Here is a 17,197-nt window from a genome sequence, read left to right on the forward strand (position 1 = left end):
TAGCAAATGAATATGAAAATATGATAAAATAAAGAAAAAGTTTAATTGGAGGCACTCATGGTCGCAAAATATGAAAATGAATCGTTAAAAATTTTTAGTTTGAATGGGAATATCCCCTTAGCAAAAAAGGTAGCTCAGGTTTTTGGTACTGATTTGGGGCAATGTTCAATTAAAAGTTTTAGTGATGGCGAAATTTCTATCAGCATCGAAGAAAGCGTGCGAGGAGTAGATACTTTCATCATCCAAGCAACAAATCAACCAGTTAATGATTATTATATGGAATTATTGATCATGATTGATGCGATGAAACGTGCGAGTGCTAGGACGATTAATATTGTTTTGCCATATTATGCTTATGCACGACAAGATCGTACTGCTAACCCACATGAACCCATTACGGCAAAATTGGTTGCCAATCTACTTGTTGAAGCTGGAGCTACACGAGTATTGACACTAGATCTTCATACAGTACAAGTTCAAGGTTTTTTTGATATCCCTGTAGATAACTTATTTACAATGCCATTATTTGCTCAATATTATCGGGAACAAGACATGACAGAGGATGATTATGTGGTTGTATCTCCTAAAAATAGCGGAGTTCAGCGTGCCCGTAGCTTGGCGGAATATTTGGATACAACGATTGCCATTGTTGATCAAGGCGAAGTTGAGACAGACGAAGGTTATGTCATCGGTGATGTACAGGACAAAAATTGTATTCTTGTCGATGATATCTTAAATTCAGGGAAAACTTTAGCAAAAGCTGCTGAACTTTTAAAAGAAAACGGCGCTAAAAAGGTTTATGCTTGTGCTTCTCATGCGCTACTTTCTGATGGAGCAAAGGAAACACTGGAACAATCAGAAATTCTTGATATTTGTGTGACAGATTCTTGTTTAACGGAAAAAAGTCGTCACCCTCAAAATATGAATTATATTACTTGTTCAAAACTTTTAGGCGAAGCAGTCAAACGAATCCATGACAATACACCGATGAGCCCTCTATTTAATAAGGTAGACAAAGATTTCTTATAAAATAGCCGCCAATGAAAAATATTTGATTTTTTCATTGGTATTTTTTATAGTAAAGGTTTAAGTTGTAAATAAAAGAAGGTGAAAAAATGACTTATTTGGATCATGCAGCTACTACGCCTATGCACCCTGCTGTTATCGAAGAGATGACGAAAGTAATGAAAGAAACTTTTGGTAATCCCTCTAGTATTCATCAATATGGGCGCAGCGGCCAAGCAAAATTAGAAAATGCGCGCCAAATAATTGCGGATAGCTTACAAGTAAAGCCACATGAAATTATTTTTAATAGCGGTGGCACAGAAAGCGACAATACAGCGCTAATTGAGACAGCTTTAGCAAAACGAGCGCAAGGAAAACATATTATTACCACAGCCGTTGAACACCCAGCTGTTTTAAACACGGCTAAGTACTTAGAAAAAATAGGGTTTGAGGTAACGTATTTACCTGTAGATAAAAAGGGACAATTAGCTGTTGAAACCGTGAAAAAAGCATTGCGTGAAGACACAATATTGGTCTCTATTATGATGGCTAATAATGAAACAGGGAACCTTTTTCCAATTGCTGAAATAGGAGAGCTGTTAAAAAATCATCCTGCTGTTTTTCACACTGATGCTGTACAGGCTTACGGAAAAATCGCGGTTTATCCTAATGAACTACAAGTCGATTTATTGAGTACATCTGCTCATAAATTTAACGGACCTAAAGGGATCGGATTTTTATATAAACGTGATGATGTATCACTACCTGTTTTTCTGCATGGGGGTGAACAAGAAGAAAAACAGCGAGCAGGCACACAAAATTTGCCTGCGATCTGTGCAATGGCTAAAGCAATTGAACTCTTGCCTTCAGAAGTCCAAGAAAGCCAGCAAACAAAATATTACGAATTTTCGTCAAGATTATTTGATGCTTTATCTGCTCAAGGCGTTGAATATAAGCTAAACGGAGATTCGAAAAACAAATTGTCACATGTACTTAACCTGCAATTTCCGGGCGTGTCTAATAATTTATTGTTGATGCATTTGGATTTGAAGGGATTTGCTATTTCAACTGGTTCAGCCTGTACCGCAGGGAATGTTGAGCCGTCTCATGTCCTTGAAGCAATGCATGGCAAAAATTCTACAGCGATTAACGAATCTGTTCGAATCAGCTTTGGTTATGGCAATACGCAAGAAGAAGTCGATCAATTTGCTCAAACCATTGCTGATACAGTCAAACGTTTAAAAAAGAAACACTAGAAAAACTGATTCCCAGCCTTTATAATGAAGTTAAAAGTAATTAATGAGGTGAAAAAATGGCGTTTCAAGAAAAAGCGACAGTTTTAGGCGCAAAGACTAATTACAAATTAGCTCCTACAGCTAAAAAATATACATTACGAGATAATGGATTTACTGAAACATCGAGTGGGAATTTTCAATTAATTCGACCACTGGAGGCAACTCCCCAAAGCAAAGAAGGGCTTAAGTTGAAAATCACTGTAGATAAGGATATTCAAAAATTAAAAATGTCTGTTACTACAGCTAATGGATTGAAAGCCGTCAATATCTTTAAGAATAAGAACGAATTAATACAAGAGCAGTTTTACTTTTTGATGGATGCATTTATTGATCGAGGTTTATTTGAAAAAGCTTAAAATAGTTTATTATTCAAAATTTGCAAGTTTTTTGCTAGATTTTACTATGGGAAAATCATTGCTAACTTTATATTTTCAGGGAGTATTTTTCGTTTTTACTCCTCATGTTTGAAAACATGAGGAGTAGATCGAAGTTTCACTCCCTGACTTTTTGCTATTTTAATCAATTTTAATTATTTTTCCTCGTTTTTGCTAAAAGTTGGAGAGTGTTTTCAAGATTTATTACCTATCTTAAGCGTATCAGGTAATGTTTTCAGATTTTATTCCCCAACTTTTCAAACATAGGGAGTAAATCAAACTTTTCACTCCCTGACTTTTTGCTATTTTGAACAATTTTAATTATTTTTCCTCGTTTTTGCTAAAAGTTGGAGAGTGTTTTAGCGATTTGTTACCTATCTTGAGCGTATCAGGTAATGTTTTCAGATTTTATTCCCCAACTTTTCAAACATAGGGAGTAAATCAAACTTTTCACTCCCTCATATTTGTTCTTTTAATTATTTATTGACTTTAAGAATCCTCGCGTGAAATTCTTTGGGTTCTGCTGTATAATAGTGAGTACTGAAAAAGTTGCGACCTTCAAATCGTAGATGTTTCAGAATCTATATTGAAATGATGGTGATAGCATGACAGACAACAGTGATACACGAGTTGTCGTCGGAATGAGTGGGGGAGTGGACTCCTCTGTTACAGCTCTTTTGTTGAAAGAACAAGGGTACGATGTGATCGGTATTTTCATGAAAAATTGGGACGATACTGATGAAAACGGCGTTTGTACGGCAACTGAAGATTATAAAGATGTTGCCAAAGTAGCTGCTCAGATTGGGGTACCTTATTATTCGGTTAACTTTGAAAAAGAATATTGGGACCGAGTATTTGAATATTTCTTAGCAGAGTACCGAGCAGGGCGTACACCTAATCCAGATGTAATGTGTAATAAAGAAATCAAATTTAAAGCATTCTTAGATTATGCCATGGATTTGGGCGCCGATTATGTAGCAACAGGACACTATGCTCAAGTAGAAAAAGATGAAAATGGTGTCGTACATATGTTACGCGGCGCTGATAATAATAAAGACCAAACTTACTTTTTAAGTCAATTATCGCAAAAACAATTGGCGAAGGTAATGTTTCCTTTAGGTGGCATTGAAAAGCCAAAAGTTCGAGAAATTGCTGAAAAAGCTGGACTTGCGACAGCCAAGAAAAAAGACTCTACAGGCGTATGTTTTATTGGTGAACGGAATTTCAAACAATTTTTAAGTCATTACTTGCCAGCACAAAAAGGCGATATGATGACTCTTGACGGAGAAATCAAAGGTCAACATGATGGCCTGATGTATTATACAATTGGTCAACGTCAAGGTCTAGGAATCGGTGGCGGTGGTAAATCTAGCGCTCCGTGGTTTGTGATTGGAAAAGATTTAGCTTCTAATACCTTGTATGTAGGACAAGGTTTTGAAAATCCTGAGCTGTACGCGGATCGTTTAGATGCAAGTGAAGTCCATTTTACTACCGAAGAAGAAAAACCAACCGAATTTCGTTGTACAGCCAAATTCCGTTATCGTCAAAAAGATACGGCAGTAACGGTACGTTTATTAGAAAATGAACGTGCTGAAGTGATTTTTGACGAACCAGTCCGCGCAATTACACCTGGACAAGCTGTTGTCTTTTATGATGGAGATGAGTGCTTGGGTGGCGGTTTAATCGATCATGCTTATAAGGCGGAAAAAACTTTACAATATGTTTAAGAGATGAGAGAAGGAGGTCAAAAGTTTTCAACATTAACAAACTTTTGACCTCCTTATTTACTGATAAAGAAAGCAGACTTTTTTAGAAAGCTTAGAAAAACTATTGTGCTGGTTCTAGTTTATTTAATGATTAATTGGGTAAAGAAACTGGATTTCTTCACTCATTATTCATTTATTGAGTAAAATTTTTCTTGGTTCGTTCCTCAATTTTTTAAGGCAAGAATTTTGCAGAAACAACGTTATAAAAATCAGCGGCTTACTTTTTCACAAGCTAATTCATTGCAACTTTTTTTAAAACTCACTACCATGACTCTAAGAGATATAATGAAGGAGTGAGACTATGTATCAAGTAATAACCATGTATGGAGATAATGAACCATGGTGGTTTTTTGAAGAATGGGAAAAAGATATTCAAGAAGAGACCAGCTTTTTATCGTTGGATGAAGCCGTCCGTTTTTTTCAAGAAAAATGGGAATTAATTTGTAAAAACTATACATATATCAATTCTAAGACAAACTTCTTAAGTGCTTTTTGGAACGATGGTGAGGAGCGCTGGTGCGAGGAATGCGATGATGATTTACAACAATATATGGGATTGGCACTATTAGAAGATCATAAACCACTGACAATCGAAAGCGAAAGGAAATTTTATGAAGCAACTAATTCTAGCGGAAAAGCCAAGCGTTGCCAAAGACCTGAGCAAAGTATTAGGCGCTAATAAAAAAACAAAGAACTACTACGAAGGCCCTAATGTGATTGTCACATGGGCCCTCGGTCATTTATTGGGCCTAAAAATGCCAGAAGATATCAATAAAAATTGGCAAAGTTGGCAGATGGAGACACTACCGATGGTGCCTAAAGACATCGGGATTAAACCTTTGCCCAAAACTGGGCAGCAATTAAAAGCGATTAAACAATTAGCCCACAGAAAAGACATAAAAGAATTTGTTATTGCGACAGATGCCGGAAGAGAAGGCGAATTAGTCGCTCGTTGGATTCTGGAATGGGTTCATTTTAACAAACCAGTTAAACGCTTGTGGATTTCTTCGCAAACGGACAAGGCCATAAAGGAAGGTTTTAAACAGTTAAAACCAGCCAAAGAGTATGAGGCATTATATGAGTCGGCTCTAGCTCGAGCAAAAGCGGATTGGCTTGTTGGTTTAAATATTTCTAGAGCGTTAACGGTAAAGTATGAGGATAGTTTAAGCGCTGGAAGAGTACAAACGCCGACATTATCGTTTGTACGTCAACAAGAAAAACAAATAGATAAGTTTCGTCCACAAACCTATTATGTGATTGAATTAGAGGTTGCCGGACAAAAAGCAGTACGCTTGCAAAAAAATCCATATGAATTACAGGCTCAACAAACAGCGCAAAATTTAGTGGAACAATTAAGTCAACACGCTGGGACAGTCGTATCAGTGACTGAAAAAACCAAGACAGAAAATGCTCCTTTGCCTTATGATTTAACCGAAATTCAAAGAGAAGCGAATCAGCGGTATGGCTTTTCAGCTAAAAAAACACTCTCATTAGTACAAAGTCTTTATGAAACACATAAAGTAGTTACTTACCCGCGTACAGATAGCAAGTATTTAACAAATGATATGAAAAAAACGATGAAAGAACGGTTGCAAGCTGTGGCCAATTTTGCGCCTGAAGTAAAAGAGTATATCAAATCTGGAGCTAAGGTTGAGCAAAAGGCGGTCTTTAACGATGCGAAAGTTTCTGATCACTCTGGATTAATTCCTACAGAACAGCGTGCGAATGCAGCCAAGTTCTCAAACGATGAACAAAAGATTTATCATCTGATTGTCTCTCGTTTTTTAATGTTATTTGCCAAGCCCCACAAGAAGCTTCAACAAAAAGCCACAGTGGCATTTGCTAAAGAAAAGTTTATCTTTACACAAAATAAGATCGTTGAGCCAGGTTGGAAAGCAGCCGAAGAAAAGTCAGAACCTGTAACGAAATGGCAAGAAGGCCAAAAAATTCAACCAAATTTTTCCATTAAAAAAGAATTAACTAAACCACCAAAACCCTTGAATGAGGCGACTTTGTTGGCAAAAATGGAAAAATTTGGACTAGGAACGCCGGCAACCCGGGCAGAAATCATAGAAAAGCTGCTTCGGTCTGAATTAATGGAACGAACACCAAGCGGTTTGCAGGTATCGCCCAAAGGTAAACAGCTCTTAGATTTAGTGAACCCTTCTTTAGTAACACCTGATTTAACCAAAAAATGGGAAGACCAGCTAGAAGGAATTGCCCAAGGTAAATTTTCTAGTCATAAGTTTTTAGTGCAAATTGAAAAAGATACGAAGCAACTCGTTCAAGAAGTAAAACAAAGCCAACAAAAATATCAAGACTTTTCTTTGACACAAAAGAAATGCCCAGAGTGTGGTTCTTTCTTGCGTGAAAAAAACACACGTAATGGTAAAATCTATGTTTGTACCAATTCCGAATGTCAGTATCATCGACGCAAGGATCCTAAGGTAAGTAACCATCGTTGTCCACAATGCCATAAAAAAATGGAAATTATTGAAGGAAAAAATGGTGCTTATTTCCGTTGCAAATTTGACGGGATTACTGAAAAAATCCCAAATAAAAAAGAACAAAAGAAAAAGATGACTAAGCAAGAGGAAAAACGGCTGTTAAAGAAATATTCAAAACCAGAAGAACCAGAAGAAAGTCCATTGGCTATTGCCTTAAAAGAAGCAATGAATAAAGAAGATTAAAATAAAAAACATCAAGTTTTTAATGCTTGATGTTTTTTTATTAAGTAATTGAATAAAGAAAACGTTATTCAAAATAAACAAATAAGTTCTGTAAAATCGTTTAAGGCTAGTTTATGAGAGAACGTACTGGATTTTCACAAAGCTATTTGATCACTTCTTCTGTGTCTTTGTCAAAAAAATGTGCTTTATTAAGATCAAAACTCAAATCAATCATTTCACCAGGCTCATGAAAATCACGTGCGTCTACTTTTGACACAAACTCCGTATCGTCGATTTTAGTATATAACATGGTTTCTGCACCGAGTAATTCAGATACCACGACTTCAGTATGAACATTAGTTTCTGGCGTTGCTTCGAGAGCTAGCTGTTCACCATGAATGTCTTCTGGACGGATGCCAAAGGTGATTTCCTTGCCATCGTATCCTTTTTCTACTAATGTTTTGTTTCGCCCTGCGGGAATTTTTAGCTGCAAGCCATAATTGTTTGTAATGATCCCATCTTTTAAGGTGACGTCAAAGAAGTTCATTGCTGGGGAGCCAATAAAGCCAGCCACAAATACGTTTATTGGTGTATTATAAACTTCTGAAGGTGTACCGATTTGTTGAACAAGGCCATCTTTCATGATGACAATTCGATCGGCCATCGTCATAGCCTCTGTTTGATCATGGGTTACATAGATAGTGGTTGTTTTCAGGCGGCGATGTAGCTTAGCAATCTCAGCTCTCATAGCGACCCGTAATTTAGCATCTAAGTTAGACAATGGTTCATCCATTAAAAAGACTTTTGCATCGCGAACAATCGCCCGTCCTAAAGCGACCCGTTGACGTTGTCCACCTGATAAAGCTGCAGGTTTGCGATCTAAAAAATCATTGAGGCCTAAGATGTCAGCTGCATTTTTTACTCGCTGTCTGATTTCCTTTTTACTGTACTTACGTAGTTTTAGACCAAAAGCCATATTATCAAAGACAGTCATGTGCGGGTATAACGCATAGTTTTGAAAAACCATTGCAATTTTTCGATCTTTGGGCGCGACATCGTTCATAACCTGTTCTCCGATTCTTAGTTCGCCTTCTGTAATATCTTCTAAGCCAGCAATCATTCGTAGCGTCGTTGATTTTCCGCATCCAGATGGACCGACAAAGACGATGAATTCCCGGTCTTTAACTTCTAAATTAAAATTGGATACAGAAAAATGATCTGCATTATCATATTTTTTTCCTATGTTTTTTAACGACATTTCAACCATAAGATTATTCCTTCTTTCAAATTGATTTGTTATGTATACTTTAAAGGAAACTCTTTCATAGACACAATATCAACATGCACAAAAAAGCATTTCTTTTTTGTGCATGTTATAAAAGCGTTTTTATTGATTGAAAGTCTGAATAAGTAAATAACATAAAAAGAGATCATCCATTTTTTTTAAGTTAAGTAATGTCTGCTGCTGAAATTTATCCACTTTGTATTGTAAGGTGTTGCGATGCATGAATAATTCTTTGGCTGCTGAACTAATATTCCCTTGCATCTTCCAAAGAGCTAATATTATTTGTATTAGCTCTGAGTCAATCCATTCTTCAAAAAGAGACTGCATTAAGTAACTTTGAGACACATTATAAAACGCAAAAAATGGTACAGCAGCTGTTCCTGTATCAAAAACTTTAGTTTGCGTATTATGTTCTAGTAAATAAAGAAATAATTGTTCTTCTTCATGTAAAAGACGGGTAAAATCGTTGTTAAAGGAATGGAAAGCTCCGCTAAAAAGGCGCGTATAACTATTAAAATCACTATCTAAAGCTAGAAAAAGACCTTCTAATTCTTTGGAGTCTAAAGCGTCTTCGCTAAAAGCTTCGACAATAATGGCATAATTTCTACTAAGGAAAAATAAATCGACTGCGTGAGGTAAAATCGTGCTCATTTCCTCTTGTAAAGCTCTCAGCGTACTTTCTTCCAAAGCTTGTGATTCGATCTGGATGAGCCGAAAAGCACCTTCATCTTTTGGAAGCGGCTGACTAGAAAATAAACTAGCATACCAAGGATGTTGTTTATTTGAGATGGGAATGTCAGTTATGTTTGACGTATGAATGGCTTGTAGTAATTGTTTTTCGGTATGAGATAAGCTTTTTTTAGGAACCCATAAGAAACCATGCTCCATTGCAATCGATAAATAACTTGAATCATTGGTTGGATATGCATGCATAGAGGAAGTAGGGTAAATTTCTTGCAGTTTTTGTTTTTTCATATTCAATCCGCCTTACAAAAAGAATTGTTTATATTATTGTAACCAAAAAACGATTATTTTACCAAAGGGAAAGAACCCGCAGACTTTTAATGGTAAGGACTAAAAATTTCGCTTACTGATTGGTATAATAAGTTAGCTAAAACGATTTTTTGAATAAAACGCTTGACAACTTTATAGTAAACGCGTAAAGTAGAGGACAACTTAAATAAGCGACATCGAAAAGAAGAGTAGCTTTGGTTTTATTTAAAGAGAGTCTCTGGTTGGTGCAAAGAGATAATAAAATGATTGTGAAACACATCTTGGAGTCGGCTTTTTGAAGATAAAGTAGAAAAGTTCGGGTAGCCCGTTATAGCGAAAGTTATTGTTTGATAACTTATTGAGTTTTATTCTGCGAAGAATAAATAAATAAAGGTGGAACCGCGTAATTGACGTCCTTTAGCCGTTTGGCTAAGGGACTTTTTTTATTTTCATTCAATAACTTATTGAGGTCTTTTCTGTAAAGAAAAGATGAAGTGAGGTGGAACCACGTATTTTTGCGTCCTCTGGGTAAAACCAGAGGCTATTTTTATTTTAAAGGAGAATGTTTATGAGCTATTTAATTTCTATTTTTCCGCAATTATTTACAGGGATGGAAGTAACTTTCCGTTTATTTGGTTTAACGATCATCGGATCGGTTCCTATTGGTATTATTCTAGCGTTTGTATTGTGTAGTCGGTCAAAAATTTTCAAGTCAATCATTCAAGTTTATGTTTGGTTAATGCGTGGTACGCCGCTGTTATTACAGTTAATCTTCGTTTTTTATGGGTTACCTATTATGGGAATTGTTTTTGATCGTTTTGAAGCAGCGTTGATTGCTTTTATCTTTAATTATGCAGCATATTTTGCAGAAATTTTTCGTGGAGGTATTCAATCGATCCCTAATGGGCAGTATGAAGCAGCCCGAGTATTACGTTTGACTTATGGACAAACATTGCGAAAAATCATTATCCCGCAAGTGGTAAAAATTACTTTACCTTCTGTAGGAAACGAAATTATTAATTTGGTAAAGGATACCTCGCTCGTTTATATTTTAGGTTTACAAGATGTGATGCGTATCGGAAAAGTGGCGATGGAACGTGACGTTTCATTAGTTCCTCTGTTGGGTGTAGGAATTTTGTACCTACTTATGACTGCTGTGTTCACTCTTATTCTTCGTATGTTAGAAAAACGTATGAATTATTATCGTTAGGAGGAAAAATTCTATGTTAGAACTTAAAAATGTCAGTAAATCTTTCGGTTCAAAAAAAGTGATTAATTCGTTAGACCTAACCATTCCAGATGGCTCAATTTTAGCTATTGTGGGGCCCTCTGGAGGAGGGAAAACAACTTTGCTGCGAACTTTGGCAGGATTAGAAACAGTCGATAGTGGAGATTTTTTATTAGATGGAGAAAAGTTTGATCCTGTAAGTTCAAAAAATCAAGAACAAGTGGTAGGAGTGGTATTTCAAGAATTTGAATTATTTCCCCACTTAAGTGTTTTTGAAAATATAGTGTTAGCTCCCAGACTAGCTCTACAAGAAGAAAAAGGCGTCTATACTAAAAAGGCAGAAGATATTGCGGCTCAATTAGGGATAGAATCGCTGTTGCAACAATATCCTTATCAGTTATCAGGCGGGCAAAAGCAACGGGTAGCGATTGCTAGAGCGATGGCAATGGATCCTAAAGTATTAGCTTATGACGAACCCACCAGCGCATTGGACCCTGCTTTACGTGAACATGTTGAACGAATTATTTTGGGACTAAAGCAACAAGGCGTTACCCAACTGGTGGTTACACATGATATGACTTTTGCTGAAAATATTGCAGATAATTTATTAGAGGTTTCAGAAATCAATTAATATGGGAGGAAAAGAGATGAAAAAATTAAAAGGACTAGGGCTTGTTTTGGCGAGTGTCTTTGTATTGGGAGCATGTTCTTCTGGAGAAAATGAGCGAGCTGGAAATAATGAAGATGCAGATGTTGTTGTCGGTTTGGATGATACCTTTGTACCTATGGGTTTTCGAGACGACGATGGGAATTTAACCGGCTTTGACATTGAGTTAGCTGAAGCAGTATTTGCTTTAAATGATACCGAGGTTGCATTTCAGCCGATTGATTGGTCTATGAAAGAAACAGAATTGAATAATGAAACCATTGAACTGATTTGGAATGGTTATAGTCAAACACCCGAACGGGAAGAAAAGGTTGCTTTTTCCGACCCTTACATGAGCAATAGCCAGTTATTAGTTACTTCCAAGGATAGTAATATTGATTCAATTGACCAAATGGATGGGAAAACACTGGGAGCTCAAGAAGGCTCTTCTGGGTATAATTCATTCAATCAAGAACCAGAAGCATTAAAAGATATTGTAGAAGGAAAGGACGCCACGCTTTATGATAGTTTTAATGAGGCATTTATCGACTTGGAAAGTGGACGAATTGATGGGCTTCTGATTGACAGAGTCTATGCTGAATATTATTTAAATCAAAATGAAAAGATGGACGACTTTAATCTAATTGAAACACCTTATGAAGATGAAAACTTTGCGGTAGGCGTTAGACAAGATGATGATGAATTGTTAGAAGAAGTTAATAACGGACTACAAGAGCTACAAGATAACGGAGAATTTGCAAAGATTTCAGAAAAATGGTTCGGGGAAGATGTATCACCTGATTGAGAAAAATTAAAGAAAGTAGGGAAGAAACTTTTGTTCCCTTCTTTTTTTTTGTATAATGGATGAGAATGAAAAGAGGGATGAAATGGCACAAAAAAGAAAGCGCACGAAAAAACGTAAGACAAAAAAACAAATGCGCCAGCAAGAAAAATTAACGTTAATAGCCTGTGGTTTTTTATTTATTTTATTTGCTGTATTTGCACTATTTCAATTAGGCTTTTTAGGAACGTTAATAGCTAATGGTTTTCGTATCATTGGTGGAAATACTTATCCCGTTCTTTGTATCTTATTAGCTGGTTATGGCCTATGGGTAATGATCAAAAATAACGAAGCTAAAATAACTTACGGAAGAAAACTGATTGGCGGGCTTTTTATTTATTTAGGCGTGTTAATTTTTTTCCATGCCCAATTATTTGGTAGGGTCCAGACCACTGATCCGCAGATTTTATCAACGACTTGGCAAATATTATTGGGAGATATTCAAAATCAACAAGTAAGTGCCAATGTTGGTGGCGGAATGATAGGGGCATTGCTTTATCAATTGACCTTCTTTTTGGTTTCAAAAATCGGTAGTTATGTTATTGCTGTACTTTTGATCGTATGGGGAGGCTATTTTGTAAGTTCAATGGATAGTCAGCAGTTATTAGAGTTTTTGCATAAAATAAAAGAGAAATTACAAAAATTCATTGAAGGTAATCCTGAGAAAAGAGCACAAAAACAAGCGGATAAAGAGGCTAAAAAACAAGCAAAAAAAGAACAGAAAGCACAAAAGCAAGCACAAGAACGTGAAGCTGCGTTACGTCAAATAAAAGAACAAGAAAAAAATCAAGTACGCCCGTTGTCTGAAGCAGAAAAATTAGCACAAGAACAAAAAGAAGAAGCCAGTGGCGAAGTAGAACAACTAAGTTTTGTTCCAATCGATAGTTATCAGCAAAGCCAAACTGCTGGTAAAAATAAAAATGCAGAAGACAAAGCTACGGATGTAAATTTAACAGAAGAAACTGCAGATGATGGCAAACCGCTTGAGTTTGAAATCTCACAAGAAGTCGAAGATGAGGATTATGAGTTGCCGCCATCATCACTTTTATCTGAGGTGAAATCAACCGATCAGAGTGGAGAATATAAAAAGATCGAAAAAAATATTACGATTTTGGAAAAAACATTCAAAAGTTTTGGGGTAGATGCCAAAGTTGTTAAAGCTAGCTTAGGTCCATCTGTAACTAAATTTGAAATTGAACCCGCAATCGGTGTTAAAGTTAGTAAAATTGTCAATCTTTCCGACGATATAGCTCTAGCTCTTGCTGCTAAAGATATTCGTATGGAAGCTCCGATTCCAGGAAAATCATTAATAGGGATTGAGGTTCCTAATGAAACAGTTAGCACCGTAGCTTTTAAAGAGATGATTGATGAAACACCGGCTCACCCGGATCATATCCTAGAAGTCCCACTAGGAAGAGATATTTCTGGCAAAATTCAGACGGCTGATTTGACTAAGATGCCCCATCTACTTGTTGCTGGTTCGACAGGTAGCGGGAAGTCTGTCGCGATTAATGGGATTATTACAAGCATTTTAATGCAGGCAAAACCGCATGAGGTCAAATTAATGATGGTTGATCCCAAAATGGTTGAATTAAATGTCTATAATGGCATTCCGCATCTTTTAACCCCCGTTGTAACGAATCCAAGAAAAGCGGCACAAGCATTACAAAAAGTCGTGAAAGAAATGGAAGAACGTTATGAAAAATTTGCTGCGACAGGTGTACGTAATATTACAGGTTATAATGAAATGATTAAACAAAAGAATCAAACGGAAGGGCAAAAATATCCAACAATGCCGTTCATTGTTGTGATTGTCGATGAGTTGGCTGATTTGATGATGGTAGCTAGCAATGAAGTAGAAGATGCGATTACTCGTTTAGCGCAAATGGCTCGTGCTGCAGGAATCCATATGATTTTAGCTACGCAACGTCCCAGTGTGGATGTCATCACTGGCATTATTAAAGCCAATGTTCCCTCGCGAATTGCTTTTGCGGTATCTAGTGGTACAGATTCGCGCACTATTATCGACTCTAACGGTGCAGAAAAATTACTAGGACGTGGCGATATGTTATTTTTACCAATGGGTGAAAATAAAGGTATACGTGTGCAAGGAGCGTTTATTTCTGACCAAGAAGTAGAAGAAGTAGTTAAATTTGTGACTGATCAACAGGGAGCTAATTATGAAGAAAAAATGATGGTTTCTGATGAAGAGGTCGCTAAAGACAAAAAAGAGGAATCAGAAGATGAACTCTATGATCAAGCCAAAGAGTTGGTTATTGATATGCAAACGGCTAGTGTTTCTTTATTACAGCGTCGCTTTAGAATCGGCTATAATCGTGCAGCACGATTAGTTGATGAATTAGAAGCTAATCATGTGGTGGGCGCTTCAGAAGGTAGTAAACCACGGAAGGTGTTAGTGGACAAGACTGAAGAACCTGCAGAAGATTCTTATCAAGATGAACCTCTAGAATAAAATAATTTTAAAACAAAAGAACCCGATGTTTAATTAAACCATCGGGTTCTTTTGTTTATACTTTAAAATCAAAATAAAGAGAAGCTTTTGATTAGGTCTGGGACATAGCCTCTTTTTAAGAAATGGAAGTTCTTTGGATATAGTTTTTTACAGCTTGATTTGTTGACAGCTGTAAACAAAGACGCTATGATTTTAACAAGTAAAGAGGAAGGAGGACGCAACGTGAAACGCCCAATTATTGGCATTGCGGCAAATGAAGTGTTGGACTCAGGTGAAGCGTTACATCATTTGCCAGTGAGTTATACGCCTGGAGGTTACGTAAAAGCTGTTCAAAAAGCTGGTGGACTGCCACTTGTTTTACCCATTGGTGAAGAGAACTTAGCTAAAGAATATATCTCCCAAATCGATAAATTAATATTGGCCGGCGGTCAAGATGTCTCTCCTAAATTTTATAAGCAGATAAAAACTGTTCAAGGTAGCTATTCTGAAGCTCGTGATCGCTTTGAATTAGCGCTTTTAGATGAAGCTTTGCTTCAAAATAAACCAGTGTTTGCTGTTTGTCGGGGAATGCAATTAATGAATGTGTTTTTTGGCGGGGATTTGAAACAGGATTTATCGTCATTTACTAAGATTTTACATATGCAAATTCCTATTCCTAAAGAGCAACCTTCTCATGAGTTACTCACCAAAGATTACAGTATTTTGCAACAGATTTATGGAACAAAGGCAAATGTCAACTCCTTTCATAACCAAGCTTTAAATCGCGTTTCCACTAGCTTAACTGAATCTGCTTTTTGTCCAGATGGCGTTATTGAGGCTGTGGAAAACAAGGGACAACGGTTATTAGGCGTTCAATGGCATCCTGATTTTGCTTTTGAAGTTCAGCCTAATGAAATGACAATATTTCATTATGTAGTAAAAAATCTATAAACTTAAAAAATGAGAAGGAGTAGATTTTATGAAAAAGTTAGGTTTTATATTATTTGCAGGGTTATTCGTGCTCACAGCTTGTTTTAAAAATGGCGACAACTCAGATGAGAGTTCCAACGGTGGATCAGTACAACAAGAAATTTCTGTCTCACTTTCAGGTGAATTGTCAACCTTAGATAGTGCTCAGTATACTGATGTAAACAGCTCTGATATGATTGGTCAGCTAACAGAAGGTTTGTATCGTTATGATGAAGATGGTAAACCAGAGTTAGCTTTGGCCAGTGAAGAGCCAGAAGTCAGCGAAGACGGCTTAACCTACACATTTAAATTAAAAGATACGAACTATAGCGATGGAACGGCGGTAAAAGCAGAAGATTTTGTTTACGCCTTTCAATCAGTAGTTGACCCTGAGACCGCTTCTAGCAGTAGTAATCGGATGGATATCTTTAAAAACGGACGAGCAATCCGTGAAGGTGATAAAGAGGTAGATGAATTAGGGGCTAAAGCAATTGATGATAACACTTTGGAGCTACAGCTAGAAGACCCTTTACCATTTTTACCCGAAATTTTGACAGGGACTCCTTTTATGCCCAAACAAAAAGAGTTTGCCGAAGACAAAGGCAAACAATATGGTACCAGCACAGAAAACTTTCTTGGTAATGGCCCCTTTGTAATTAATGGCTGGGATGGAAATAATGAAAATTGGACATTAGAAAAAAACCCAGAATATTGGGACCAAGATAATGTACAAATGGAAACAATCAATGTACAAGTGGTCAAAGAAGTGGCTACCGGAACGAACCTGTTTAATGATAATCAATTAGACTATACTTTATTAGCCGATACACAAGCTCAGCAATATCAAAATGATGAGCATGCACATTTTGAACCTAAAGCCATGGTAGGCTACATCAGTCCTAACCAGAAACGGGAAGTAACTAGCAATGTGCATGTTAGAAAAGCCATTTTACAGGCAATAGACAAGAAAAACTTTACTCAGAATATTTTATCTGATGGTTCTACGCCATTGAATGGATTTGTTGCAGCTGATTTTGCTGATAACCCTTCCACAGGAGAAGATTTCCGAGAAGAAAATGGCGATCTTTTACCTTATAACAAAAAGGCTGCCCAAGCGTCTTGGGAAAAGGCAAAAAAAGAGCTTGGCAAAGATGAGATTACTTTAGAGTTACTTTCGGCAGATGCAGCAATGAGTAAAAAAACGATTGAGTTTATTCAAGGACAATTAGAAGAAACTCTCCCCGGGTTAACAATCACATTAAAATCAGTTCCTTTACAAAATCGGCTAGACTTACAAACAGAAGGAGATTTTGATTTAGTTTTTGGTACTTGGACACCGGATTATGCAGATCCAATTGACTTTTTGAATTTTTATGATTCTAAAAGTGGATTAAATTCTTCAGGTTATGATAATCCAGATTATGATAAAGGTCTCGAAGAAGCTCGTACAACATTGGCCAATGATCCTGATGCACGTTGGAAAAAATTGCGCGAAATGGAAAAACTCCTAGTAGAAGAAGATGCTGCTGTACTACCTTTATACCAAGGAGCCGTCGCTTACTTAAAAACCGATCGACTTGAAGGTTTACAAGTTTTTCCTTTTGGACGTTCGGTTTCTTATCGAACCACTTATGTCACAGAATAATTTGCTTATGTTACAGACCCCAGTTAAAT

General features: G+C 36.7%; 14 protein-coding genes and 1 other annotated feature. Of the genes, 12 read left to right on the top strand and 2 right to left on the bottom strand.

The annotated features are described in order from the left end of the window. Positions 1-57: 57 nt before the first annotated feature. The 6 genes from TS1_RS03680 to TS1_RS03705 all read left to right on the top strand — a co-directional run bounded on the left by TS1_RS03680 (position 58) and on the right by TS1_RS03705 (position 7,130). Positions 58-1,029, top strand: coding sequence for a ribose-phosphate diphosphokinase (locus tag TS1_RS03680; RefSeq protein ID WP_068707946.1), 972 nt, complete (start codon positions 58-60; stop codon positions 1,027-1,029). Positions 1,030-1,115: 86 nt separating this feature from the next. Continuing rightward, entirely contained in the window at positions 1,116-2,261 is a 1,146-nt protein-coding gene (locus TS1_RS03685) for a cysteine desulfurase family protein (protein ID WP_068707955.1), read from the top strand. 56 nt (positions 2,262-2,317) lie between these two features. Further along, complete coding sequence (locus TS1_RS03690; RefSeq protein ID WP_068707957.1) at positions 2,318-2,656, top strand: DUF1831 domain-containing protein; 339 nt, start codon at positions 2,318-2,320, stop codon at positions 2,654-2,656. 623 nt (positions 2,657-3,279) lie between these two features. Then, a complete protein-coding gene (mnmA, locus tag TS1_RS03695; protein WP_068707960.1) occupies positions 3,280-4,401 on the top strand; it encodes a tRNA 2-thiouridine(34) synthase MnmA in 1,122 nt (373 codons plus the stop codon). A gap of 340 nt (positions 4,402-4,741) precedes the next feature. Continuing rightward, positions 4,742-5,119, top strand: coding sequence for a DUF1033 family protein (locus TS1_RS03700; protein ID WP_068707962.1), 378 nt, complete (start codon positions 4,742-4,744; stop codon positions 5,117-5,119). After that, a complete protein-coding gene (locus TS1_RS03705; protein WP_068707964.1) occupies positions 5,052-7,130 on the top strand; it encodes a DNA topoisomerase III in 2,079 nt (692 codons plus the stop codon). Before TS1_RS03700 ends, TS1_RS03705 begins: the two co-directional genes overlap by 68 nt. Before the next feature lie 142 nt (positions 7,131-7,272). Here TS1_RS03705 and TS1_RS03710 read toward each other — a convergent pair whose 3' ends face one another. Both TS1_RS03710 and TS1_RS03715 read right to left on the bottom strand, forming a co-directional pair. Continuing rightward, positions 7,273-8,376 carry an ABC transporter ATP-binding protein gene (locus TS1_RS03710; protein ID WP_068707966.1) on the bottom strand — a complete coding sequence of 368 codons (1,104 nt, stop codon included), beginning with the start codon at positions 8,374-8,376 and terminating at the stop codon, positions 7,273-7,275. Between the two features lie 120 nt (positions 8,377-8,496). Continuing rightward, positions 8,497-9,369: a helix-turn-helix domain-containing protein gene (locus TS1_RS03715; RefSeq protein ID WP_068707968.1), complete on the bottom strand. Its 873-nt coding sequence runs from the start codon at positions 9,367-9,369 to the stop codon at positions 8,497-8,499. Positions 9,370-9,575: 206 nt separating this feature from the next. After that, positions 9,576-9,808, top strand: a binding site (T-box leader). 147 nt (positions 9,809-9,955) lie between these two features. Between TS1_RS03715 and TS1_RS03720 the strand changes: the two genes are divergently transcribed. The 6 genes from TS1_RS03720 to TS1_RS03745 all read left to right on the top strand — a co-directional run bounded on the left by TS1_RS03720 (position 9,956) and on the right by TS1_RS03745 (position 17,168). Next, the gene (locus TS1_RS03720; protein ID WP_068707970.1) at positions 9,956-10,597 is read left to right on the top strand and encodes an amino acid ABC transporter permease; all 642 of its coding nucleotides are present in this window, start codon (positions 9,956-9,958) and stop codon (positions 10,595-10,597) included. A gap of 13 nt (positions 10,598-10,610) precedes the next feature. Continuing rightward, complete coding sequence (locus TS1_RS03725; protein WP_068707972.1) at positions 10,611-11,246, top strand: amino acid ABC transporter ATP-binding protein; 636 nt, start codon at positions 10,611-10,613, stop codon at positions 11,244-11,246. Between the two features lie 16 nt (positions 11,247-11,262). Next, positions 11,263-12,066, top strand: a complete 804-nt coding sequence (locus TS1_RS03730) for an amino acid ABC transporter substrate-binding protein (RefSeq protein ID WP_068707974.1) — start codon at positions 11,263-11,265, stop codon at positions 12,064-12,066. Positions 12,067-12,148: 82 nt separating this feature from the next. Further along, the gene (locus TS1_RS03735; RefSeq protein ID WP_068707976.1) at positions 12,149-14,575 is read left to right on the top strand and encodes a DNA translocase FtsK; all 2,427 of its coding nucleotides are present in this window, start codon (positions 12,149-12,151) and stop codon (positions 14,573-14,575) included. A gap of 222 nt (positions 14,576-14,797) precedes the next feature. Beyond that, on the top strand, positions 14,798-15,505 hold the full coding sequence (locus tag TS1_RS03740) for a gamma-glutamyl-gamma-aminobutyrate hydrolase family protein (RefSeq protein WP_068707978.1): 708 nt from the start codon (positions 14,798-14,800) through the stop codon (positions 15,503-15,505). A 28-nt stretch (positions 15,506-15,533) separates the two neighbouring features. Beyond that, positions 15,534-17,168, top strand: coding sequence for a peptide ABC transporter substrate-binding protein (locus TS1_RS03745; protein WP_068707980.1), 1,635 nt, complete (start codon positions 15,534-15,536; stop codon positions 17,166-17,168). Positions 17,169-17,197: the final 29 nt, after the last annotated feature.

It is taken from the genome of Tetragenococcus solitarius NBRC 100494 (genome assembly GCF_001544195.1).
In the GTDB taxonomy this organism is placed as follows: Bacteria; Bacillota; Bacilli; order Lactobacillales; family Enterococcaceae; genus Tetragenococcus; species Tetragenococcus solitarius.